22 protein-coding genes are annotated in these 21,477 nt (G+C 55.7%); 12 read left to right on the top strand and 10 right to left on the bottom strand.

Annotated features, from left to right (window positions below; translation table 11 throughout):
- Positions 1 to 59 precede the first annotated feature (59 nt).
- Positions 60 to 1,154, bottom strand: a complete 1,095-nt coding sequence (ychF, locus tag HV340_RS12705; RefSeq protein WP_014170508.1) for a redox-regulated ATPase YchF — start codon at positions 1,152 to 1,154, stop codon at positions 60 to 62.
- A gap of 126 nt (positions 1,155 to 1,280) precedes the next feature.
- Positions 1,281 to 1,865, bottom strand: a complete 585-nt coding sequence (gene pth / locus HV340_RS12700) for an aminoacyl-tRNA hydrolase (RefSeq protein WP_006175913.1) — start codon at positions 1,863 to 1,865, stop codon at positions 1,281 to 1,283.
- A 274-nt stretch (positions 1,866 to 2,139) separates the two neighbouring features.
- On the opposite strand from pth, the gene ychH reads away from it, so the two are divergent.
- Both ychH and HV340_RS12690 read left to right on the top strand, forming a co-directional pair.
- The gene (gene ychH / locus HV340_RS12695; RefSeq protein WP_014170506.1) at positions 2,140 to 2,415 is read left to right on the top strand and encodes a stress-induced protein YchH; all 276 of its coding nucleotides are present in this window, start codon (positions 2,140 to 2,142) and stop codon (positions 2,413 to 2,415) included.
- A gap of 124 nt (positions 2,416 to 2,539) precedes the next feature.
- Positions 2,540 to 3,598, top strand: coding sequence for a MerR family transcriptional regulator (locus HV340_RS12690; RefSeq protein ID WP_020882341.1), 1,059 nt, complete (start codon positions 2,540 to 2,542; stop codon positions 3,596 to 3,598).
- Here HV340_RS12690 and dauA read toward each other — a convergent pair.
- The 4 genes from dauA to lolB form a co-directional block, all read right to left on the bottom strand.
- Positions 3,584 to 5,263: a C4-dicarboxylic acid transporter DauA gene (dauA, locus tag HV340_RS12685; protein WP_059305518.1), complete on the bottom strand. Its 1,680-nt coding sequence runs from the start codon at positions 5,261 to 5,263 to the stop codon at positions 3,584 to 3,586. The genes HV340_RS12690 and dauA overlap by 15 nt on opposite strands.
- 124 nt (positions 5,264 to 5,387) lie before the next feature.
- Positions 5,388 to 6,335 (bottom strand): ribose-phosphate diphosphokinase, encoded by a 948-nt coding sequence (prs, locus tag HV340_RS12680; RefSeq protein ID WP_003856663.1) that lies wholly within the window; start codon positions 6,333 to 6,335, stop codon positions 5,388 to 5,390.
- A gap of 126 nt (positions 6,336 to 6,461) precedes the next feature.
- A complete protein-coding gene (gene ispE, locus HV340_RS12675; RefSeq protein ID WP_059305519.1) occupies positions 6,462 to 7,331 on the bottom strand; it encodes a 4-(cytidine 5'-diphospho)-2-C-methyl-D-erythritol kinase in 870 nt (289 codons plus the stop codon).
- Complete coding sequence (gene lolB / locus HV340_RS12670) at positions 7,328 to 7,939, bottom strand: lipoprotein insertase outer membrane protein LolB (RefSeq protein WP_025203912.1); 612 nt, start codon at positions 7,937 to 7,939, stop codon at positions 7,328 to 7,330. The genes ispE and lolB overlap by 4 nt, the downstream gene beginning before the upstream one ends.
- Before the next feature lie 201 nt (positions 7,940 to 8,140).
- Between lolB and hemA the strand changes: the two genes are divergently transcribed.
- From hemA to kdsA, 6 genes are read left to right on the top strand one after another with little or no spacing between them, the layout of a single operon-like run.
- Positions 8,141 to 9,397 carry a glutamyl-tRNA reductase gene (gene hemA, locus HV340_RS12665; protein WP_014170500.1) on the top strand — a complete coding sequence of 419 codons (1,257 nt, stop codon included), beginning with the start codon at positions 8,141 to 8,143 and terminating at the stop codon, positions 9,395 to 9,397.
- 41 nt (positions 9,398 to 9,438) lie between these two features.
- Complete coding sequence (gene prfA, locus HV340_RS12660) at positions 9,439 to 10,521, top strand: peptide chain release factor 1 (protein ID WP_014170499.1); 1,083 nt, start codon at positions 9,439 to 9,441, stop codon at positions 10,519 to 10,521.
- Positions 10,521 to 11,351, top strand: a complete 831-nt coding sequence (gene prmC, locus HV340_RS12655; RefSeq protein ID WP_059305520.1) for a peptide chain release factor N(5)-glutamine methyltransferase — start codon at positions 10,521 to 10,523, stop codon at positions 11,349 to 11,351. The genes prfA and prmC overlap by 1 nt, the downstream gene beginning before the upstream one ends.
- A complete protein-coding gene (sirB2, locus tag HV340_RS12650) occupies positions 11,348 to 11,740 on the top strand; it encodes an invasion regulator SirB2 (protein ID WP_059305521.1) in 393 nt (130 codons plus the stop codon). The genes prmC and sirB2 overlap by 4 nt, the downstream gene beginning before the upstream one ends.
- Before the next feature lie 3 nt (positions 11,741 to 11,743).
- The gene (gene sirB1 / locus HV340_RS12645) at positions 11,744 to 12,553 is read left to right on the top strand and encodes an invasion regulator SirB1 (protein ID WP_014170496.1); all 810 of its coding nucleotides are present in this window, start codon (positions 11,744 to 11,746) and stop codon (positions 12,551 to 12,553) included.
- Positions 12,554 to 12,589: 36 nt separating this feature from the next.
- Positions 12,590 to 13,444 (top strand): 3-deoxy-8-phosphooctulonate synthase, encoded by an 855-nt coding sequence (gene kdsA / locus HV340_RS12640; RefSeq protein WP_014170494.1) that lies wholly within the window; start codon positions 12,590 to 12,592, stop codon positions 13,442 to 13,444.
- Positions 13,445 to 13,537: 93 nt separating this feature from the next.
- Here the strand turns inward: kdsA and chaA are convergent, their stop codons facing one another.
- Positions 13,538 to 14,632 carry a sodium-potassium/proton antiporter ChaA gene (gene chaA, locus HV340_RS12635; protein ID WP_181216009.1) on the bottom strand — a complete coding sequence of 365 codons (1,095 nt, stop codon included), beginning with the start codon at positions 14,630 to 14,632 and terminating at the stop codon, positions 13,538 to 13,540.
- 269 nt (positions 14,633 to 14,901) lie between these two features.
- Between chaA and chaB the strand changes: the two genes are divergently transcribed.
- Complete coding sequence (gene chaB / locus HV340_RS12630) at positions 14,902 to 15,132, top strand: putative cation transport regulator ChaB (RefSeq protein WP_181216008.1); 231 nt, start codon at positions 14,902 to 14,904, stop codon at positions 15,130 to 15,132.
- Positions 15,133 to 15,309: 177 nt separating this feature from the next.
- Positions 15,310 to 16,005, top strand: coding sequence for a gamma-glutamylcyclotransferase (locus HV340_RS12625; RefSeq protein WP_020882351.1), 696 nt, complete (start codon positions 15,310 to 15,312; stop codon positions 16,003 to 16,005).
- Between the two features lie 40 nt (positions 16,006 to 16,045).
- Here HV340_RS12625 and HV340_RS12620 read toward each other — a convergent pair whose 3' ends face one another.
- From HV340_RS12620 to HV340_RS12610, 3 genes are all read right to left on the bottom strand, one after another.
- Entirely contained in the window at positions 16,046 to 16,285 is a 240-nt protein-coding gene (locus tag HV340_RS12620; protein WP_014170489.1) for a DUF1883 domain-containing protein, read from the bottom strand.
- Positions 16,286 to 16,496: 211 nt separating this feature from the next.
- The gene (locus HV340_RS12615) at positions 16,497 to 18,281 is read right to left on the bottom strand and encodes a methyl-accepting chemotaxis protein (protein WP_063924865.1); all 1,785 of its coding nucleotides are present in this window, start codon (positions 18,279 to 18,281) and stop codon (positions 16,497 to 16,499) included.
- 106 nt (positions 18,282 to 18,387) lie between these two features.
- Entirely contained in the window at positions 18,388 to 18,741 is a 354-nt protein-coding gene (locus HV340_RS12610) for a DsrE/DsrF/TusD sulfur relay family protein (RefSeq protein ID WP_047744786.1), read from the bottom strand.
- A 72-nt stretch (positions 18,742 to 18,813) separates the two neighbouring features.
- Between HV340_RS12610 and nasR the strand changes: the two genes are divergently transcribed.
- Both nasR and HV340_RS12600 read left to right on the top strand, forming a co-directional pair.
- On the top strand, positions 18,814 to 19,998 hold the full coding sequence (gene nasR, locus HV340_RS12605) for a nitrate regulatory protein NasR (RefSeq protein ID WP_047744785.1): 1,185 nt from the start codon (positions 18,814 to 18,816) through the stop codon (positions 19,996 to 19,998).
- A gap of 229 nt (positions 19,999 to 20,227) precedes the next feature.
- The gene (locus HV340_RS12600) at positions 20,228 to 21,475 is read left to right on the top strand and encodes a CmpA/NrtA family ABC transporter substrate-binding protein (protein WP_025203917.1); all 1,248 of its coding nucleotides are present in this window, start codon (positions 20,228 to 20,230) and stop codon (positions 21,473 to 21,475) included.
- Positions 21,476 to 21,477: the final 2 nt, after the last annotated feature.

Here is a 21,477-nt window from a genome sequence, read left to right as displayed (position 1 = left end):
ATTAATCTTGGAATAAAAAAATCCACGCCAAAGCGTGGATTTTTTTCATTCAAAACAAATCAAACGTTAAACAGGAAGTTCATCACATCGCCATCTTTAACGATGTAATCTTTCCCTTCCGCACGCATCTTGCCTGCTTCTTTCGCGCCTTGCTCACCCTTGTAGGTGATGAAGTCTTCAAATGCGATAGTCTGCGCACGAATGAAGCCTTTCTCGAAGTCGGTGTGGATCTTACCGGCCGCCTGAGGTGCAGTCGCACCGACAGGGATGGTCCACGCACGCACTTCTTTCACGCCTGCGGTGAAGTAGGTCTGTAGGTTCAGCAGCTCATAGCCTGCACGGATCACGCGGTTCAGGCCCGGCTCTTCCAGACCCAGCTCGGCCATGAATTCATCACGGTCAGCGTCGTCCAGCTCTGCGATGTCGGATTCAACGGCAGCGCAAACCGCTACAACCACTGAACCTTCAGCCGCCGCGATTTCACGCACTTTGTCCAGGTATGGGTTGTTCTCGAAACCGTCTTCGTTAACGTTGGCAATGTACATAGTTGGCTTCAGAGTCAGGAAGCTCAGGTATTTGATTGCCGCCTTGTCTTCTTCCGTCAGGTTTTTCAGCGCGCGCAGCATGCCCGCGTTTTCCAGCTGTGGCAGACATTTTTCCAGCGCAGCCAGTTCTGCTTTCGCGTCTTTGTCGCCACCTTTGGCTTTCTTCTGCACGCGGTGAATAGCGCGTTCACAGGTGTCGAGGTCAGACAGTGCCAGCTCGGTGTTGATCACCTCGATGTCGTCAGCCGGGTCCACTTTGTTGTTAACGTGGATGATGTTGTCGTTCTCGAAGCAACGCACAACGTGACCAATTGCTTCCGTTTCACGGATGTTGGTCAGGAACTGGTTACCGAGGCCTTCGCCTTTGGATGCACCTTTCACCAGGCCCGCGATGTCCACGAACTCCATGGTGGTCGGCAGAATGCGCTGCGGCTTCACGATTTCCGCGAGCTGGTCCAGACGCGGATCGGGCATTGGCACAACGCCGGTGTTCGGTTCGATGGTACAGAACGGGAAGTTCGCCGCTTCAATACCTGCTTTGGTGAGCGCGTTGAACAGGGTGGATTTGCCCACGTTTGGCAGACCGACGATACCGCATTTGAATCCCATTTCTAAATCACCTTAATATCTTGATAATCAATCCGTTAACGATAACCGATTGATGAAAAGTAAATAACTACGCCTATTATACACGTTACCCGCACCACGCGCGGTAAAAAAGCCGTATCGGGCGGATTATTGCGCTTTGAAAGCGTGTAAGCGGTTTGTCGCTTTGGTTAGGCCATCCTGCAGCCAGATTTCAGTGCAGCGCACCGCTTCGTCGACCGCTTCGTCAATCAGTTTCTGCTCAGAAACCGGTGGCTTACCCAGTACGAAACCGACAACTTTGTTTTTATCGCCCGGATGGCCGATTCCCACACGCAAACGGTGGAAATTGGGGTTATTGCCCAGCTTGCTGATAATGTCTTTCAGACCATTGTGACCGCCATGACCACCGCCCAGTTTGAATTTTGCCACACCGGGGGGCAGGTCCAGCTCATCGTGGGCCACCAGAATTTCATCCGGGTTAATGCGATAAAACGTCGCCATGGCTGCAACAGCTTTGCCGCTCAGGTTCATAAAGGTGGTGGGCACCAGCAGACGAACATCTGCGCCAGCAAGATTGATACGTGAGGTATACCCGTAGAATTTTGGTTCTTCACGCAGGGGAGCACGTAACCGTTCGGCCAGCAGATCAACGTACCAGGCACCGGCATTGTGGCGGGTCGCCGCGTACTCTGCGCCTGGGTTCGCGAGGCCGACAATCAGTTTAATCGTCACGATTCAATTCCTAATGGGTTCCAGATCTGGCGCGTAGTTTACTGTCTGACGCGCCGCTTGACAAAATTCTGCTGCCCGAACCGCGAGATATGAATAATTACTTATCTGAACAATTAGAATTTCAAGCTGTTCAATGTGTTATTTGTAAACTTTTGTCTGGGAGTTATCTGTAAATGTGATCATTCACGCAACTCATAAAAGAGCCGTTGTCTATACTTTACACACAAGGATCAGGGGCTTTTCCCCTTACAACCCAAAGTTCCGGAGGTGACATATGAAACGCAAAAACGCTTCGATACTCGGTAATGTGCTGATGGGGTTGGGACTGTTTGTGATGGTCGCTGGCGTGGGTTATTCAATTTTAAACCAATTGCCGCAGCTTGACCTTCCGCAATACTTCGCGCATGGCGCGGTATTGAGTATCTTCCTTGGTGCAGTGCTATGGCTTGCCGGTGCACGCGTGAGTGGACATGAAGAAGTCTGCGATAAATACTGGTGGGTGCGCCATTACGATAAGCGCTGCCGCAGGGACCAGCACAAACACAGCTAACGTGCTACGACGAAAGAACACCGAAACGGCTCCTTATGGAGTCGTTTTTTTTTGCATGAAAGGTTGACCCTCACGTAACGTAAGGCTTCAGAGTGGTGCCACTGGCAAAGTAAAAGGAGCAGTTATGTTGATTCAGGTGGGTGAACTCGCGAAACGTGCCGGGATCACCGTGCGAACATTGCATCACTATGAGCAAACAGGGTTGTTACTGCCTTCTGCCAGAAGTGCGGCAGGTTACCGGCTGTATAATCTGGCGGATGTGCAACGTCTGCATATGATTCAGGTGCTGGCAAAAGCCGGGCTGGAACTTGCTGAAATCAGGGATTTTCTGAAACAAGAGTCGCTGTCGTTAACCGAATTACTCGATGCGCAAATCAGTTTGCTGGATAAGCAACTGCGCAGCATGCTGACGCTGCGCGAGAGACTGGTGGAATTGCGTACCGGGCTTACCAACGATGCGGCACCCAATCTGGAATCCTGGCTACAGACTCTGGAGTTAATGAATATGTACGAACGCTGGTTTAGCAAAGAGGAGTTACAGCAGTTGCCGTTTGCCGTACAGAAGGAGGCACTTGCGGATATCTGGTCAGGTCTGGTTGCTGAGGCAAATAACCTGCTGAAGCATAATATCGACGTTTCGGATCCCCGTGCCAGGGATCTGGCGACGCGCTGGATGTCACGCCTGGAGCAAGATACGGCAGGTAAGCCGGAATTTCTCACCCGGCTGAACGAGATGCACAGCGTCGAGCCGCAGATGCGTGAGCAGACAGGTATTACGGCGGAAATGACTGACTATATTACGCGGGCGTTTGCCGAATCGAAGCTTGCCATCTGGGAAAAGTATCTCTCTGCAGAAGAGATGGCCTTTACCCGCGCACACTATTTTGATCGCATGATGGAGTGGCCGCCACTGGTAGCGAAATTGCATCAGGCGCAGCGGGAAAACCTTGACCCGTCTTCCGGTGAGGCGCAGATGCTCGCTGAACACTGGCGGGTATTGTTCCAGTCATACGCGGGAACGAATCCTGAAACCCAGCAAAAGTTTCGCGTTGCCATGCAGCAGGAGCCGCATCTGATGAAAGGAACATGGATGACGCCTGCCGTGCTTGCATGGCTCCAGCAGGCGATAGCCGTGATGATGCAGAGACGTTTCTCTGCATCAGGGCATTCACAGATCCGCTAACGCGGCTTCACGGTTGGGATAAAAGGCCAGGCGGCCAGGGATCGGTTGCACGCCAGCGCGCGCCATGGTGCGCAGCGGCTGGAATTCGAGATTACTCACCCGCAGTTCACAGCCTTCCGGCAGACGCGAAACGAAGCGCTGGAAGGCATCCAGACCACCCGCATCCAGCACCGGCACGGCATCCCATTTCAGCACAACAATGCGTTTGCCCACGATACGGGTTTCCAGTTCGCTGAACAGACCTTCCGCGGCAGCAAAGAACAACGGGCCAATCACACGCAGCACCAGCACATCGTCAGGTACCTCTACGTTAACCGGGGAAAGGCGCGTCATCTGCGCAATACGGCGCATAAACAGCAGGGAGGCCAGCACGATCCCGACGCTGATGGCGATAACCATATCGAACAGCACGGTCAGCGACATACAAATCAGCATCACGATGATGTCGTCTTTCGGTGCGCGACGCAGCAGATTGACCACCTTATGTGCTTCGCTCATGTTCCACGCCACCATCAGCAGCAGGGCTGCCATGGCTGAAAGCGGCAGCCAGGAGAGCAGCGGGGCGAGGACCAGCAGGGCGAGGATCACCAGCACGGAGTGGATAACTGCCGATACCGGCGACGTCGCCCCGGCACGTACGTTTGCCGCAGAGCGGGCGATGGCCGCTGTTGCCGTAATACCGCCAAAGAACGGGGCGATGAGGTTGCCCAGACCCTGCCCAACCAGTTCGCTGTTGGCTTTATGCTTGGTGCCGGTCATGCCGTCCAGCACGACGGCACAGAGCAGGGATTCAATGGCCCCCAGCATCGCCATTGAGAAGGCCGCGGGCAGAAGGGCGCGCAGGGAGTCCCAGCTTAAGGTGAAGCTGGAACCCGGCATATCCCATGGCAGTACCAGTTGCGGTAACAGTTGAGGAATACCGCTTCCCTGTGAACCGTCAGCGAGAACATAGTGAAACTGAGATCCAATGGTCGCGACGTGGCCACCAAAGAGATTAACGATGGCCATCACCGCACAGCCCAGCAGCAGGGCGGGCAGGTGGCCAGGCAGACGAATGCCTAAACGAGGCCAGATAATCAGCGTGCCCAGGGTAACAATCCCGATGGCGGCATCGCCCGGGTTGGCGGTGGGGAGCGCCATAAACAGCGCCCCGACTTTTTGCAGGTAATGTTCAGGGACGTGGGCCATCTGCAGGCCGAGGAAGTCCTTGATCTGCATTGTCCCGATGGTAATGCCAATCCCGGAGGTGAACCCCAGCGTCACGGAAAGGGGAATGTATTCAATCAGCCGGCCAAAACGGGCCAGACCAAACAGGATCAAAAAGACGCCGGACATCAGGGTGGCGACCAGCAGGCCTGCCAGGCCAAACTGCTGAGAAACGGGATAGAGGATCACCACAAATGCGGCTGTCGGGCCGGAAACGCTGAAGCGAGACCCGCCCGTTAGCGCAATCACAATCCCGGCGACGGCCGCCGTGTAAAGCCCATACTGCGGTGCTACGCCGCTGCCAATTGCCAGTGCCATGGCGAGCGGAATGGCGATAATCCCGACGGTGATACCGGCAATAAGGTCACGCATAAAACGTGAAGCGGTGTATTTCTCTTTCCAGCAAGCGTCGATGAGGGCGCGAAAGGGAAGAACATGTGAGGAGGTTACGTGTTTCACAATTATCTCTCATCCGTGTGCGCATCATCTGTCATATGAATGGCAGGTGAAGGAGGCATTGATCATACAAATAAATATCAGAGACAAAAAAACCCGCCGCAGCGGGTTTTTCGGCCGTGTTCGATTAGTGTTCGAACATTGCTGAGATAGATTCTTCGTTGCTGATACGACGAATCGCTTCGGCCAGCATCCCGGACAGGGTCAAGGTGCGCACGTTTGGCAGCGCTTTGATCTCGTCACTCAGTGGGATGGTATCGCACACCACTACTTCGTCGATAACGGAGTTGCGGAGGTTGTTTACTGCATTGCCGGAGAAGATCGGGTGAGTCGCGTAGGCGAATACGCGCTTGGCACCACGCTCTTTCAGCGCTTCTGCTGCTTTACACAGCGTACCGCCGGTATCGATCATGTCGTCAACCAGCACGCAGTCACGGCCAGCAACGTCACCGATGATGTGCATCACCTGAGAAACGTTAGCGCGTGGACGGCGTTTGTCGATGATTGCCATGTCGGTATCGTTCAGCAGCTTAGCGATAGCTCGAGCACGTACCACGCCGCCGATGTCCGGAGAAACCACGATTGGGTTATCCAGATTCAGCTGCAGCATGTCTTCCAGCAGGATTGGGCTACCGAATACGTTATCAACCGGAACGTCGAAGAAGCCCTGGATCTGTTCTGCATGCAGGTCAACGGTCAGAACACGGTCAACGCCAACGCTGGAGAGGAAATCAGCGACAACTTTGGCAGTGATTGGCACACGCGCGGAACGGACACGACGGTCCTGACGAGCATAGCCGAAGTAAGGAATAACAGCAGTGATACGGCCTGCTGAAGCGCGACGCAGGGCGTCGACCATAACAACCAGTTCCATCAGGTTGTCATTTGTTGGAGCACAGGTGGACTGGATGATGAAAATATCACCACCGCGTACATTTTCATTGATTTGTACGCTGACTTCGCCGTCGCTAAAGCGACCTACAGCGGCGTCGCCGAGGGAAGTGTACAGGCGGTTGGCAATACGTTGTGCTAGTTCCGGGGTGGCGTTACCAGCAAAAAGCTTCATATCAGGCACGAGAAGAACCTCAGGCATGCGTCCAGTGGTGGATAGCGTTCGCCGCAAACTGTGCGGGCCAGGCGAAATGCTATCCAGGCGGTGTATTAAAGAGCGCGATGCAACGTCTGGAACAGGGTGACGTTGTCACCGAAACTCAGTCTGCGCCAGAATGGCTTGCTGTAGGGGGGAGGTGTTCATCCCACGTGCTACAAAACCATGCAGCCAAACCGGCGCTTGCTCAAGCACCTGACGAGCGGCGGATTCGGTGTCAAATTCAGCAAAGACACAGGCCCCTGTGCCAGTCAGGCGCGACGGCGCGTATTCTAACAGCCAGGAAAGCACCGCATCAACCTCGCGAAAACGTTTTCTTGCGATAACCTCGCAATCGTTGCTGAATTCACAATTTAATAACGTTTCTATTGACCGCACCGGGGTATTCCGTGGCAGGTCAGGATCGTTGAAGATGACCGGGGTCGGAATGCTGACGCCCGGGTGGGCCACCAGGTACCATTTTTCCGGCGGCTCGACCGGGGAAAGTATTTCGCCCACCCCTTCAGCAAACGCCGCATGACCGCGCACAAAGACCGGGACGTCCGCCCCCAGCGTTAAGCCTAACGCTGCCAGCTCATCCTGAGATAATCCGCAGCCCCAGAGGTGATTCAGGGCAACCAACACGGTGGCGGCATTTGATGAGCCACCGCCCAGTCCACCGCCCATCGGCAGACGCTTCTCAATACGGATATCCGCGCCGCTTCCTGCCGGCAGGCGACCGGTGTCCGACGCCGCTTTCATCAGCAGACGTGCAGCGCGCACGATCAGGTTATCTTCATGCGCCACACCGTTAACCGGCGTCAGCAGGCAAACCTCGCCGTCCTGACGCGGGTCAATCGCGATCGTGTCGCCGTAATCAAGAAACTGAAACAGCGTCTGCAGGGTATGGTACCCGTCAGCACGCTGTCCGGTGATGTATAAAAACAGGTTCAGTTTTGCCGGAGAAGGCCAGTGGGTCATCATTTAACGATCCAGTTGTCCATTTTCAGCTTGATGCGCTGGCTGCCCTGGGTCAGTTCCATGTTGGATGGCAGGGAAGGCCTGGTGTTGCTGTCATAGGCGCTGTACACCACTTTCCAGGTTTTGCCGTTCTGGGTGTAGTTCACCTGGCTCAGACGGTACTGGTCGTCAAGCTGGTAGTCGGTCGCGTCACCCGGCAGGCCCAGGATCCACTGGCGCAGGCTGTTCAGCGGAATAGGCATTCCGGTCAGCTTGCCGATCATCTCTTCGGCGTCGGTGGCGGTATAGTGCTGGCCTTTGTTGTCGGTGATCTGCGCTTCACCCGGTTTGGCGATAAGCTCCAGTTCGGTGCTGCCCAGTGGGTTTAACAGCAGCAGGCGATAGTTGTCCTGCCCGGTTTGCTGCCAGAAGAAACGCGCATACACTTTTTGTTCATCAGAGAGATAAGCGAAGGCACCACGGGTCTGGTACTGGCTCAAATTGCGGACGTCCTGCTGGTGCTGACGCCACTGCGGTGAATCAGGGCTTTTGCCCGGGCCTTTAGGTTGGGTGACGGTACATGCGGTCAGAACCAGTGCCGCCAGGGGCAGCAGGCGAATCAGTCGGGTCATAATGAGGACAAATCCTTGAGATACGTTGCAGTTATAACTGTTAATGCTAGCGTCGAAGGGTGCCACCGTCTACGTTCAAATTATCTCAAAGCATTGTATAAGCTATTACTCCGAAAGGGGGCAGTCTCTTTTATTGATCTCGCGCATCCTGTATGATGCGTTCTGCTAACCTTATTAACGCTGGTACTACTCCCGCTCAACATGACCCTATTAGCACTCGGTATTAACCACAAAACAGCCCCGGTTTCGCTGCGAGAACGCGTCACGTTTTCGCCGGATACGCTTGACCTGGCGCTGGACAGCCTGCTTGCACAGCCGATGGTGCAGGGTGGCGTGGTGCTCTCGACGTGCAACCGTACTGAACTCTACCTAAGCGTTGAAGAGCAGGACAACCTGCATGAAGCGCTGATCCGCTGGTTATGTGATTACCACAACCTCAACGAAGAAGAGCTGCGTAATAGCCTCTACTGGCATCAGGATAACGATGCAGTCAGCCATCTGATGCGTGTGGCCAGCGGCCTGGACTCGCTGGTGCTCGGCGAGCCGCAAATTCTCGGTCAGGTGAAAAAGGCGTTTGCCGATTCGCAAAAAGGGCATCTGAAAGCCAGTGAACTGGAGCGTATGTTCCAGAAGTCATTCTCCGTGGCGAAGCGTGTGCGAACCGAAACCGACATTGGTGCCAGTGCGGTTTCTGTTGCTTTCGCGGCCTGTACCCTGGCCCGTCAAATCTTTGAATCCCTGTCGACCGTCACTGTGATGCTGGTCGGGGCGGGTGAAACCATCGAACTTGTGGCGCGCCATCTGCGCGAACACAAAGTTAAAAAGATGATTATCGCTAACCGTACCCGCGAACGTGCACAGGTGCTGGCGGACGAGGTGGGTGCCGAGGTGGTTGCGCTGAGCGACATCGATGAGCGCCTGAAAGAGGCAGATATCATTATCAGCTCTACCGCCAGCCCGCTGCCGATTATCGGTAAAGGGATGGTCGAGCGAGCGCTGAAATCCCGCCGTAATCAACCGATGCTGCTGGTGGATATTGCCGTCCCGCGCGATGTCGAACCGGAAGTCGGTAAACTGGCGAACGCCTACCTTTACAGCGTGGACGACCTGCAAAGCATCATTTCGCATAACCTTGCCCAGCGTAAAGCGGCGGCGGTTCAGGCGGAAACCATTGTAGAGCAGGAAACGAGTGAGTTTATGGCCTGGCTGCGCGCGCAAAGCGTCAGCGAGACTATCCGCGAGTACCGCGGTCAGGCGGAGCAGGTGCGTGATGACCTGACCGCCAAAGCGCTGGCCGCCCTTCAGCAGGGCGGCGACGCAGAAGCCATTATGCAGGATCTGGCCTGGAAACTGACCAACCGCCTGATCCATGCACCAACCAAATCTCTTCAGCAGGCTGCCCGTGACGGGGATGATGAACGCCTGACTATTCTGCGCAACAGCCTCGGGCTGGAATAGCGCCCTATACCCATTTTCTATTACAAGGTGCATTTACGCCTATGAAGCCTTCTATCGTCGCTAAACTGGAAGCTCTGCACGAGCGCCATGAAGAAGTACAGGCGCTGCTCGGCGATGCCGGGACCATTGCTGACCAGGAACGTTTTCGCGCGCTCTCGCGTGAATACGCGCAGTTGAGTGATGTATCAAAATGCTTTACCGACTGGCGACAGGTCCAGGAAGATATTGAAACCGCGCAGATGATGCTCGACGACCCTGAAATGCGCGAGATGGCGCAGGAAGAGTTGCTGGATGCAAAAGCGCGTTCTGAAGAGATGGAGCAACAGTTGCAGGTGCTTCTGCTGCCAAAAGATCCGGACGATGAGCGTAACGCCTTTGTCGAAGTCCGCGCCGGGACCGGCGGTGACGAAGCGGCACTGTTTGCCGGCGATCTGTTCCGTATGTACAGCCGCTACGCCGAAGCGCGTCGCTGGCGCGTTGAGATCATGAGCGCCAACGACGGTGAACATGGCGGCTACAAAGAGGTTATCGCTAAAATCAGCGGTGACGGCGTGTACGGTCGACTGAAGTTTGAATCCGGCGGTCATCGCGTGCAGCGCGTACCTGCCACCGAATCTCAGGGGCGAATTCACACTTCTGCCTGTACGGTTGCGGTGATGCCAGAGCTGCCTGAAGCAGAATTGCCCGACATCAACCCGGCGGACCTGCGTATCGATACCTTCCGCTCCTCCGGGGCAGGTGGTCAGCACGTTAACACCACCGATTCCGCTATCCGTATTACCCACCTGCCAACCGGCATCGTGGTGGAGTGCCAGGACGAACGTTCACAGCACAAGAACAAAGCCAAAGCCTTATCCGTGCTGGGTGCGCGTATCCACGCGGCTGAAATGGCAAAACGTCAGCAGGCGGAAGCCTCCACGCGTCGTAACCTGCTGGGCAGCGGCGATCGCAGCGACCGTAACCGTACCTATAACTTCCCGCAGGGCCGTGTTACCGACCACCGCATCAACCTGACCCTGTACCGTCTGGACGAAGTGATGGAAGGAAAGCTGGATATGCTGATTGAGCCTATCGTGCAGGAATACCAGGCCGACCAGCTGGCAGCACTGTCCGAGCAGGAATAATGGAGTTTCAGCACTGGTTACGGCAGGCCGCCAGTGAGCTTTCCGCGAGCGAAAGCCCTAAACGTGACGCCGAAATTTTGCTTGAGTTTGTGACGGGGAAAGCCCGCACTTACCTGCTGGCTTTCGGCGAGACTCAGCTGAGCGCTGAGCAGGAAGCGCAGCTCGCTACGCTGCTTGCCCGACGCAAAACCGGTGAGCCGGTGGCGCATCTGGTCGGGGAGCGTGAGTTCTGGTCACTGCCGTTGTACGTCTCCCCAGCGACCCTGATCCCCCGTCCGGACACCGAGTGTCTGGTGGAGCAGGCGCTGTCGCGTTTACCCGCACAAGCCTGCCGAATTCTCGATCTTGGAACCGGCACAGGTGCAATTGCCCTGGCGCTGGCCAGCGAGCGTCCGGACTGCGAGGTGACGGCGGTTGACGTGATGCCCGATGCGGTAGCGCTGGCGCAGCGTAACGTGGCGCGTCTGGGCTTCCCGAACGTCACCGTTCTGCAAAGCAGCTGGTTTAGCGCGCTGGATAACCGCACGTTCGGGATGATTGTCAGCAACCCTCCCTATATCGACGAGCATGACCCGCACCTGACGCAGGGGGACGTGCGTTTCGAACCGCTGACGGCGCTGGTCTCTGCCAACGAAGGGCTGGCGGATATTGTGCATATTGTGACAACGTCACGACAGCATTTGCTCCCCGGCGGCTGGCTGCTGGTGGAGCATGGCTGGACGCAAGGGGACGCGGTGCGTGACGTGTTCATCGCTGCAGGTTATCGTGCGGTGGAGACCTGCCGCGACTATGGCGGCAACGACCGTCTGACGCTGGGACAATGGGCATGAGTCTGTTTACCGTGCTGATCACGGCCCACCTGATAGCCGTTGCCCTGACCATCAGCTTTTTCATCGTCCGTTACGGGTGGCGTTACAGCAATAATCCGCTGATTGACGCCCGCTGGGTGCGTATTGCGCCGCACTGTATTGACACGGTGCTGTTTCTCTCAGGGGCCGGATTAATGTGGAAGACCGGCTATCTGCCATTTACTGATAAAGGCGCATGGCTGACTGAAAAGCTGTTTGGCGTTATCATCTACATCGTTTTGGGTTTTATCGCGCTTGGGCGTCGTCGTCCGCGCAGCCAGCAGGCCGGTTTTATCGCCTTTCTGCTGGGGCTGGTGGTGCTGTACATCATCATTAAACTCGCCACCACAAGAATACCGTTACTGGGGTAAGTCATGAGGTCCTTAGCCGATTTCGAATTTAATAAAGTGCCGCTTTGCGATGGCATGATCCTGATTTCGGAGATGATCCGCGACGATTTTACGTCGCAGTACGTCTACGAAGAGCTGGAGAATCTGGTCAGCCTGGCGCGTGAAGAGATCAATCAGGCGCGCCCGCAGGACTGGCAATTAGAGAAGCTGCTTGAGCTTTTCTACGGCGAATGGGGTTTCTGCGACACGCGTGGCGTGTATCGTCTGTCTGACGCACTATGGCTGGATCAGGTCCTAAAAAATCGTCAGGGCAGCGCGGTTGCGCTGGGTTCCATTTTGCTGTGGGTCGCGCATCGTCTGGATATTCCACTGGTGCCGGTCATTTTCCCGACGCAGATGATCCTGCGAGCGGAGTGGCTGGACGGTGAGATGTGGCTCATCAATCCGTTTAACGGCGATACGCTGGATGAGCATACGCTGGACGTCTGGTTAAAAGGCAATATCAGCCCGGTTGCCGAGCTCTTTAATGAAGATCTCGACGAGGCGGATAACGCCGAGGTGATCCGTAAACTGCTGGATACGCTGAAATCTGCGCTGATGGAAGAGCGTCAGATGGAACTGGCATTACGTGCCAGCGAAGTGCTTCTGCAGTTTAATCCGGAAGATCCGTACGAAATCCGCGATCGCGGGCTGATTTATGCCCAGCTTGATTGCGAGCATGTGGCGCTGAACGATCTGAATTATTTCGTTGAGCAATGCCCGGAAGACCCGATTAGCGAAATGATTCGTGCGCAGATCAACGCGATCTCACACAAACAAATTACACTGCATTAATCTTAATTCCGATTCACACCTGAATAAGGCGATCCTATGAAACAAAAAGTGGTTAGCATTGGTGATATCAACGTGGCAAACGACCTGCCGTTCGTGCTGTTTGGCGGTATGAACGTGCTGGAATCCCGTGATCTCGCGATGCGTATCTGCGAGCACTACGTGACCGTGACCCAGAAACTGGGTATCCCGTACGTGTTTAAGGCCTCTTTTGACAAAGCCAACCGTTCCTCCATTCATTCTTACCGTGGCCCGGGCCTGGAAGAGGGGATGAAAATTTTCCAGGAACTGAAACAGACCTTTGGCGTGAAAGTGATCACCGACGTGCACGAAGCTTCTCAGGCGCAGCCTGTTGCGGACGTTGTCGACGTTATCCAGCTGCCGGCGTTCCTGGCGCGTCAGACGGACCTGGTGGAAGCGATGGCGAAAACCGGCGCGGTCATCAACGTGAAGAAACCTCAGTTCGTGAGCCCTGGCCAGATGGGTAACATCGTCGATAAATTTATCGAAGGCGGCAACGACAAAGTGATTCTGTGTGACCGTGGCGCAAACTTCGGTTACGACAACCTGGTCGTTGATATGCTCGGCTTCAGCGTGATGAAGAACGTGTCCAACCAGTCTCCGGTCATCTTCGATGTGACCCATGCGCTGCAGTGCCGCGACCCGTTTGGTGCAGCTTCTGGCGGCCGCCGTGCGCAGGTCACCGAGCTGGCGCGCGCCGGTATGGCGACTGGCCTGGCCGGTCTGTTCATTGAAGCGCACCCGGACCCGGACAACGCGAAGTGCGACGGCCCATCCGCATTGCCGCTGGCTAAACTGGAGCCGTTCCTGAAACAGATCAAAGCGATTGACGATCTGGTGAAGAGTTTCGACGAGCTGGATACCAGCCACTAATAAAAAAACCCGCTTCGGCGGGTTTTTTTTTGGTTATTCCTCTTCCGATGGAAGGGGGGGCGGGTGTGGCCTCAGAGCCTCACCGAACAACGCTTAGGCAAATATCGTCATCAGATAGGCCACAAACAGCGCCATGTGCGCCGCGCCGTTCAGCACGTTGGTGCGCCCGGTCGAGAAGGATATCTGACACAGCAGCAGTGAAGCCACCATCACAATCATCTCTGGCGCACCCAGCGCGAACTGCAGCTCGTTACCGGTCATAAAGGCAATCAGCGTCACCACCGGCACGGTGAGTGAGATTGTCGCCAGGACCGAGCCAAAGAACAGATTCATTGCGCGTTGCACCTGATTGTTCAGCACCGCTCTCAGCGCCCCCAGACCCTCAGGCGACAGGATAAGTAGCGCCACCAGGAAACCGGTAAACGCGACCGGGGCATTCACCTCGGTTAACAGCGTCTCCAGCGGGTTGGCGTTCATTTTGGTCACGGCGATAACCGCAATCAGATGTACGATCAGCCAAACCGTATGCCACGCGCTGCTGTGAGCCGACGGCTTACCGTGATGCGGGTCGTCGCCATCATCTTCATGTTCATAGACGAACAGGCTCTGGTGCGTTTTGGTCTGAATCAGCAGGAATACACCGTACATGGCTGCGGAAATCAGCGCAACCAGCAGCGCCTGACCGGTTGAGAAATTGGCCCCCGGCAATGCCATCGGGAAGACCAGCACAATAATTGCCAGCGGGAAAAGGGCAATCAGATACTGTTTTATGCCGAACAGATTCATGTACTGGGTCGCAAATTTGCGGCCGCCCAGTAACAGTGAAAAGCCCACCAGACCACCTGTCACAATCATAATGATGGAGTAGAGGGTGTCACGCATCAGGGTCGGTGCGGCGTCACCGGTCGCCATCAGCGCGGAAATCAGACTGACTTCGAGGATAACCACCGAAAGGCTGAGAATTAGCGAGCCGTAAGGCTCACCCAGGCGATGGGCTAATACGTCCGCATGGCGAACAACGCTAAAGGCGCTGGTTAAGATACCCACCAGAGCAAGAATATTGATACCAACTACCACTGGCAGTGACTGACTGCTTCCCCAGAAGAGCAGCACAGCCAGTGCCAGGACCGGGAAAATGAGTGATGTCTCCTTGTGGCGGGTCTTCACCGCCTCGTGTGCTGCTGTCATGTGCTTCTCCATCAATGCAGGTGCTTGTAATTATAGATAGAATTTTCGGTCATTAAATTAACAGATCTCTGTTAAATACCCTTGATTTTTTACTCAATTTTACTGTTTGTAATTTTTTGGCTGTGTGGGGTCGATAATATGGTGTGTTCTATAATTAATCCTTTAATAACATAATATTAAAATTATCATTTACGCATAATTCTTAATTGACTGGCACCATGCCGTATCGTCGTCCACACTTACCTCTTTAACCAAAAGAGGGGTTAGCTATGCCATATAAAACGAAACGCGAATTACCAGACAGCGTGCAACACGTATTGCCCGCGCACGCGCAGAATATCTACAAAGAGGCCTTTAACAGCGCCTGGGATCAATACAAAGATAAAGAAGATCGACGTGATGATGCCAGCCGTGAAGAGACCGCGCACAAAGTCGCCTGGGCCGCAGTAAAACATGAATATGAGAAAGGAGACGACGATAAATGGCATAAAAAGAAATAGCCGTGAAATCATTCGCTGCCTTCGTTTTGACTTTTCAGGCGGTTGAACTTCCGTTGTATTGCAACTGGCCCGTGAATTGCTTATCGTTACTCAACTGCTGGCAAAATGACCAGCACACAATGCCGGGAAGGCGGATTACAGATGTCGCAAGGAAGCATGCAGTGGCGGAGGTGGAAAGTGTTAACGCGTGATTTCTTAATGAAGGCAGATTGTAAGACGGCATTTGGTGCTATTGAGGAATCGCTTCTCTGGTCAGCTGAACAACGTGCGGCGTCGCTCGCTGCCACGCTGGCGTGCCGCCCGGATGATGGCCCGGTATGGATTTTTGGCTACGGTTCGCTGATGTGGAACCCGGCTCTCGAATTTGTCGAATCGGCAACAGGTACACTTCCTGGCTGGCATCGCGCATTTTGTTTGCGCCTGACGGCCGGTCGAGGTAGCGCGTGTCAGCCTGGACGCATGCTTGCACTAAAAGAAGGCGGACGCACCACGGGGGTGGCCTACCGTCTGCCGGATGCAACGCTGGAAGACGAACTGACGCTGCTGTGGAAGCGCGAGATGATCACCGGCTGCTATATGCCGAGCTGGTGCAAGCTGGAACTCGATGACGGACGTACCGTTAACGCGCTGGTGTTTATTATGGATCCGCGCCATCCGCTGTATGAAGCGGATACCCGCACGCAGGTTATTGCCCCGTTGATCGCTGCCGCCAGTGGACCGCTGGGCACCAACGCGCAGTATCTCTTTTCGCTCGACCAGGAGCTGACGCGCCTCGGCATGAAGGACGATTGTCTGAATGAGCTGGTGGTGAAAGTGAAAGCGCTGCTGGAAGGGAACCCGCTGAATAATACGCTGCGTCCCGGTTTTGCCTGAGAATGCGCCCGGCTGCGTGAGCTGACCGGGCGTTTGTCTCTTATGCAGCAACGTAGCTTACGGAATGCTCCAGTGACTGGCTATGGCTGTCAATCAGGACATCCCACGTGCCGGTGTACGGCACGGTAAGCCATGCCTTGTCATCCTGCACGGTCAGGATATCCGCCTGCGAGTGTTGTTGTGCTTTCGAACTCATCAAATGAATGCGGCAGCGCTCAGAACACCGCACCACGACCGTATCCCCGCCAAACAATTTCAAACTTGTTTTTACCAGTGCCATTTTTTACCCCGTAGTCTTAAACAACGCTCTCCCTGCTGCCATATCCGAGCGTGATATTGTTCACAATTCACTCATGGCATAACACCAAAGGGGGAGGGTGAGGATGCTGACTTTGATCAAAAAATGGCGTAACGATTAAACAAAAATGACAAAATTCCTGAAAATTTACTCTGGCGCGCGTTTTGCCCGGTGAACGCGCGCCACCCTAACATTAAATGCGGAAATGCCCGGCAGTTTCAGCAAGGTCGCCCGCCTGGCTCTGCAGCGCGCCGGCTGCAGCGGCAGATTGCACCACCAGTTCGGCGTTCTGCTGAACCATTCTGTCCAGATGGGTCACCGCATGGTTAATCTCCTGGATGCCTTTCATCTGCTCGCTGGTGGCGATGGAGATTTCACGCATGATGCCCGACACGCTACCGATGCTGGAGCGGATTTCGTTCATGCTTTCCCCGGCCAGATGAACGTAGCGGGAGCCGGTGGCCACGCTGTTGGTGGTGGAATCGATAAGCGTTTTAATCTCTTTCGCCGCCTGCGCGCTGCGGCTGGCCAGATTACGCACCTCGCCGGCCACCACGGCAAACCCACGGCCTTGCTCTCCGGCGCGTGCGGCTTCCACCGAGGCATTCAGCGCCAGGATATTGGTCTGGAAGGCAATCCCGTCAATCACGCTGGTGATGTCGCCAATCTTCGCGGAAGCCACTTCAATGGACTGCATGGTGCTGATGGCCTGAGATACCACCTCGCCGCCGCGAGCCGCCGCCGCAGAGGCCTTACTCGCCTGGTCATTGGCTTCAGCCGCAGACTCGTTCGACTGGGTTACCGACGCGGTGATCTCTTCTACGGCGCTGGCCGTTTCGCGAAGGCTGGAGGCGGCCTGCTCGGTACGCCCTGAGAGGTCCTGGTTACCTGCCGCAATTTCCCGCGCGGCGTTTTTCACCGATGCGCTGGCATCCCGCAGTTGTACCATCACCACCGAGAGCTTGTCGCTGAAGGCGTTAAACGCCTGCGCTATTTGCGCCACTTCGTCATCGCCGCTCTCCGGCAGGCGTTGCGACAGATCGTTAGTGCCGTTCGCAATGTTATGCATCGCATCGCGAATGTCAGACAGGCGCTTCAACAGACGCGCAATCAGGAAGTGAACAATGGCGCCGCTGAGTAAGGCCAGGATCACCAGCGAGATGGCCGAGGCTTTCAGCAGCGAGCGCATTCCGGAGGTGGCATCGCCTGTGTCCAGGGCAACAACCAGCATCCAGTTCGTGCCCGGCACGGCGGTTGCCACGAAGGTTTTTTCGGCGCCATTGAAGGTCCCGTTTACCGGGTTTCCGCTTTTCAGCGCCGCAAAGTCGATGCCTTTGAGGGTTTCGGCGAACGGTTTAAGCGTCAGGGCAGGGTCGCTGGCGGCAATGACGGTGCCATCGCTATTCAGCAGCAGTCCGCTGCTTGCCGGGGTTGGGTGGATCCCGCGCACGTTAGCAACCACGCTGTCCATCGCCACATCGCCAGCCACCACGGCTTTCAGGGTACCGTTTTCTTTCACCGGCACGGCAAACGTCACCACCAGTTTTCCACTACCGGCGTCAACATATGGCGCGGTCACGACCGGGCTATCCTGGTTTACGACCTGCTGATACCAGGGACGGATCGTGGGGTCATAATCCGCCGGTACGCCCGCTGGTTCAGAGAATTTCGCCGTTTTGCTGGCATAGCCAACGTATACGTTAGTGAACCCACCCGCCTGGGCAAGCTGTTTAAAGACCGGAACCGGATCGTCACTGAGCGCAACGGTTTGTGCGGAGGCGATAACCGTCATTTTGCTCTTCACCCAGTCCGCAATCGCCATGTTATGGCTGGCGCTGGTGCTGGTCAGGATGTCGCGCTGTGACTGCTGGTTATCCTGGCGTGTGACCTGAAAATTGATGACAGTATTAAGAAGAAGGGCGACGACCAGACAACCTGTCGTCGCGGCAATGATGCGTGCACGAATGGATCTGAACATAAGTGAAATACCTGCTGTGTTGTTTCCATGCCTATCGGCAACCCTGCAGGTAAACTTGATGCTGAAACCGCGTCCATAAGAAAATAATATTTTTACGGGTTTATTATTAAAAAGTTAATACTTTATCGGCGCGCAGAGTCCACTCGGCCAGCTCAACGAGCGTGCCGATTTCCACACCTTCAATCAGCGGCAATCCGGTGATGCCGCGCCCGTCGGTGCAGGTCTTGCACAGTTTGACCGGAACGTTTTGCGCGGTCAGGATCTCCAGCATCTGCTGGATGTTGTAACCCTCTGCCGGTTTTTGTCCCTTCAGCCCGGCGGTGACCGCATCCGACATTAAAAAGAGCCGTAACTCCAGTTCACTCTCTCTATCACGTAGCGCAATCGCCAGGCGCAGGCTGTTAAAAAGGGATTCGCTGCCGTAAGCCGCACCGTTGGCGACGATAACAATCTTTTGCATGTTGACTCCTGTTCTTTTAAAGGCACGAATATTGCTTAGCTATCCAGGGTTTCGCTGTCCGGGAGAGTAAGCATGACATTAATGGCTGGCATTTCGCCAGGTGCGACCGAATGGCTCCAGCGTGCAAGGTCGATGCGCCGGGAGCAACTGAGCAGGCTGGCACAGCTTGGCGTGCTGGTTAACGCCATCAGCCTGCTGGTGCATATGCTGCAGTGCGAGCGTGGAGCCTCTAACGTCTGGCTCTGCTCACAGGGTAAGCTGTACGCTGCCGAATGCAAAGCGAGCCGGGCGCTGGTGAATGAGAACCTCACTGCACTTTATGACGTTCTGGATAATCACTCCCCGTTCCAGGGCAGCGGCGTGTGCGAACGTATAGCCGGCGCGCTGCTCAGTCTGGATAACCTGTCAGCCCTTCGTGACGGTGTTATTCAGCAAACCATTACGGCCCCGCAGGCGATGGATCACTATTGTCGCATCCTGCGTCATCTGCTCAGTATCGTACCGCAGCTTAATGACAGCATTGACGATCCGCAAATCGCAGGCCGTTTTGTCGCGCTTTATAGCCTGATGCAGGGTAAAGAGCTGGCGGGACAAGAGCGGGCGCTGGGCGCCATTGGCTTCACGCAGGGCTATTTTGACGATGGCATCCGTCAGCGGCTGGTGGACCGGATTGACGGACAGCAGGCCTGCTTCGAGATTTTCATGACCCACAGCACGGCGGATGTGCAAACCACCTTTTCCCAGAATTGCCAGCCTGACCGTGAGACGGAGCAACTGAGGCGCCTGGCCTGTACCCGCCAGCCAGCCGCTGACAATGGCCATACCGCGCTGGCCTGGTTTGCTCTGCAAACGGCACGCCTTGAGCATCTGCGCACCCTGGAGGAGATGGTTATTGCCGATCTGATGATCGCGGTGGACGAGCATATCCATCGACAGGAGGACTACACGCTCCCGGCTGAGGAGCAGGACGATCCGCTGGCCTCTTACCCGGATAAGCCCTTGTTAACCCTGGTTCGCCAGCAGGCGCGCGAGATAGAACAGCTTTCCCGTCAGCTTGCGTCACTGCGCGATACGCTCGAAGAGCGCAAAACCATCGATAAAGCGAAAAGCGTACTGATGACCCATCAAAAGATGAGTGAGGAACAGGCATGGACGGCGCTGCGTAAAATGGCGATGGACAAAAACCAGCGCATGGTGGATATCGCCCGTGCGCTGCTCACCGTGAAGAGCTTGTGGCAGGTAACCCCTAAGGAGTAGGTGCACAATCAGTGGGCATTTAGTGCCTGATTGAGGTGCGCGGTCGTGGGGAAATTCCCGGTAAACGCCCGGAAAACAGGGCAGTAAAACCTGGCATTCCCTTTGCATTATCTGATTAACCATTTTTGACGGTGCGCCAACGGCGGTGCATCTGTCTTCGGGATAAAGGCGTCCAGCGGTGCTTCGGCACGGGTGGGCGCTTTTTTTTGTCTTTTTTTCAGGAGTGGTCATGGCGGATTTGTCGAGACGGCGGTTTTTACAGGCCAGCATGCTGGCGAGCGGCGCCATGTTGTTACCGGGCGTCATGCAGGCCGCGTGGGCGGCAGGCTCGGATAAACCGGAGCAGGAGACGGTGCGCATCGGGTTTATACCGTTAACCGACTGCGCGCCGGTGGTTATCGCGGCGCTGAAGGGGTTTGATAAAAAATATGGCATCACCATCGTGCCAACCAAAGAGGCAAGCTGGGCAGCCGTGCGCGATAAGCTGGTGGCCGGCGAACTGGACGCCGCCCACATTCTTTACGGCCTGCTGTACGGGCTGGAGCTGGGGCTTGCCGGTAAGCCACAGCAGATGGCAAACCTGATGACCCTGAACCAGAACGGTCAGGCCATCACGCTCTCCAGCGATCTGGCAGAGAAGGGCGTTCGCGATCTTGACGGGCTGAAAACGCTGATTGGGCAGCAGGCACCCGGCACTTACACCTTCGCACACACTTTCCCGACCGGTACGCATGCGATGTGGCTGTACTACTGGCTGGCCAGCGCGGGCATTAATCCGTTCGATGACGTCCGGACCGTGGTTGTGCCGCCGCCGCAAATGGTGATGAACATGCGGATTGGCAACATGGTCGGCTTTTGCGTTGGTGAGCCGTGGAATGCGCGCGCCATTAACGACCGCATCGGGTTTACCGCCGCAACGTCCCAGTCGATCTGGGCCGATCATCCGGAAAAAATTCTTGGCACACGCCGCGACTGGGTGGAGAAAAACCCGAACACCGCGCGGGCGCTGGTGAGTGCGGTACTGGAAGCCGCACGCTGGATCGATGCATCACCAGACAACAAACGTGAGACCGCCCAAATCCTCTCTCGCCGGGCGTGGCTGAACACCAAAGAGCAGTATCTCACCGGACGGATGCTGGGAGAGTACGACAACGGGCTTGGCCAGCGCTGGCAGGATGCGCATCCGATCCGTTTCTTCAACGAGGGTGCCGTCAGCTATCCGTACCTCTCCGACGGGATGTGGTTTTTAACCCAGTTCCGCCGCTGGGGCTTGCTCAAATCGGCGCCGGATTATGCCGCCATCGCGCAGCGCATTAACCAGACCTCGGTCTGGCAGGATGCCGCCACGGCGGTGGGAGGCATATCCACCCCGTCATCACCGTATCGCAGCAGCACCCTGATGGACGGTACCGTCTGGAACGGTACCGATCCGGACGGTTACGCCAACCGCTTCGCTATTCACCGTAAAGGGGCCTGATT

The sequence above is a fragment of the Enterobacter sp. RHBSTW-00975 genome (genome assembly GCF_013615235.1).
GTDB lineage: Bacteria > Pseudomonadota > Gammaproteobacteria > Enterobacterales > Enterobacteriaceae > Enterobacter > Enterobacter ludwigii.
The sequence above is the reverse complement of the archived record's forward strand: the minus strand, read 5'-3'. Positions and strand labels throughout refer to the sequence as shown.

What these genes read in the sequence shown, in the direction of transcription:
- ychF (WP_014170508.1), bottom strand. Translation starts at nt 1,154, where the DNA reads ATGGGATTCAAATGCGGTATCGTCGGTCTGCCAAACGTGGGCAAATCC.
- ychH (WP_014170506.1), top strand. Translation starts at nt 2,140, where the DNA reads ATGAAACGCAAAAACGCTTCGATACTCGGTAATGTGCTGATGGGGTTG.
- HV340_RS12690 (WP_020882341.1), top strand. Translation starts at nt 2,540, where the DNA reads ATGTTGATTCAGGTGGGTGAACTCGCGAAACGTGCCGGGATCACCGTG.
- ispE (WP_059305519.1), bottom strand. Translation starts at nt 7,331, where the DNA reads ATGATGACCCACTGGCCTTCTCCGGCAAAACTGAACCTGTTTTTATAC.
- lolB (WP_025203912.1), bottom strand. Translation starts at nt 7,939, where the DNA reads ATGACCCGACTGATTCGCCTGCTGCCCCTGGCGGCACTGGTTCTGACC.
- hemA (WP_014170500.1), top strand. Translation starts at nt 8,141, where the DNA reads ATGACCCTATTAGCACTCGGTATTAACCACAAAACAGCCCCGGTTTCG.
- prfA (WP_014170499.1), top strand. Translation starts at nt 9,439, where the DNA reads ATGAAGCCTTCTATCGTCGCTAAACTGGAAGCTCTGCACGAGCGCCAT.
- prmC (WP_059305520.1), top strand. Translation starts at nt 10,521, where the DNA reads ATGGAGTTTCAGCACTGGTTACGGCAGGCCGCCAGTGAGCTTTCCGCG.
- sirB2 (WP_059305521.1), top strand. Translation starts at nt 11,348, where the DNA reads ATGAGTCTGTTTACCGTGCTGATCACGGCCCACCTGATAGCCGTTGCC.
- sirB1 (WP_014170496.1), top strand. Translation starts at nt 11,744, where the DNA reads ATGAGGTCCTTAGCCGATTTCGAATTTAATAAAGTGCCGCTTTGCGAT.
- kdsA (WP_014170494.1), top strand. Translation starts at nt 12,590, where the DNA reads ATGAAACAAAAAGTGGTTAGCATTGGTGATATCAACGTGGCAAACGAC.
- chaA (WP_181216009.1), bottom strand. Translation starts at nt 14,632, where the DNA reads ATGACAGCAGCACACGAGGCGGTGAAGACCCGCCACAAGGAGACATCA.
- chaB (WP_181216008.1), top strand. Translation starts at nt 14,902, where the DNA reads ATGCCATATAAAACGAAACGCGAATTACCAGACAGCGTGCAACACGTA.
- HV340_RS12620 (WP_014170489.1), bottom strand. Translation starts at nt 16,285, where the DNA reads ATGGCACTGGTAAAAACAAGTTTGAAATTGTTTGGCGGGGATACGGTC.
- HV340_RS12615 (WP_063924865.1), bottom strand. Translation starts at nt 18,281, where the DNA reads ATGTTCAGATCCATTCGTGCACGCATCATTGCCGCGACGACAGGTTGT.
- HV340_RS12610 (WP_047744786.1), bottom strand. Translation starts at nt 18,741, where the DNA reads ATGCAAAAGATTGTTATCGTCGCCAACGGTGCGGCTTACGGCAGCGAA.
- nasR (WP_047744785.1), top strand. Translation starts at nt 18,814, where the DNA reads ATGACATTAATGGCTGGCATTTCGCCAGGTGCGACCGAATGGCTCCAG.
- HV340_RS12600 (WP_025203917.1), top strand. Translation starts at nt 20,228, where the DNA reads ATGGCGGATTTGTCGAGACGGCGGTTTTTACAGGCCAGCATGCTGGCG.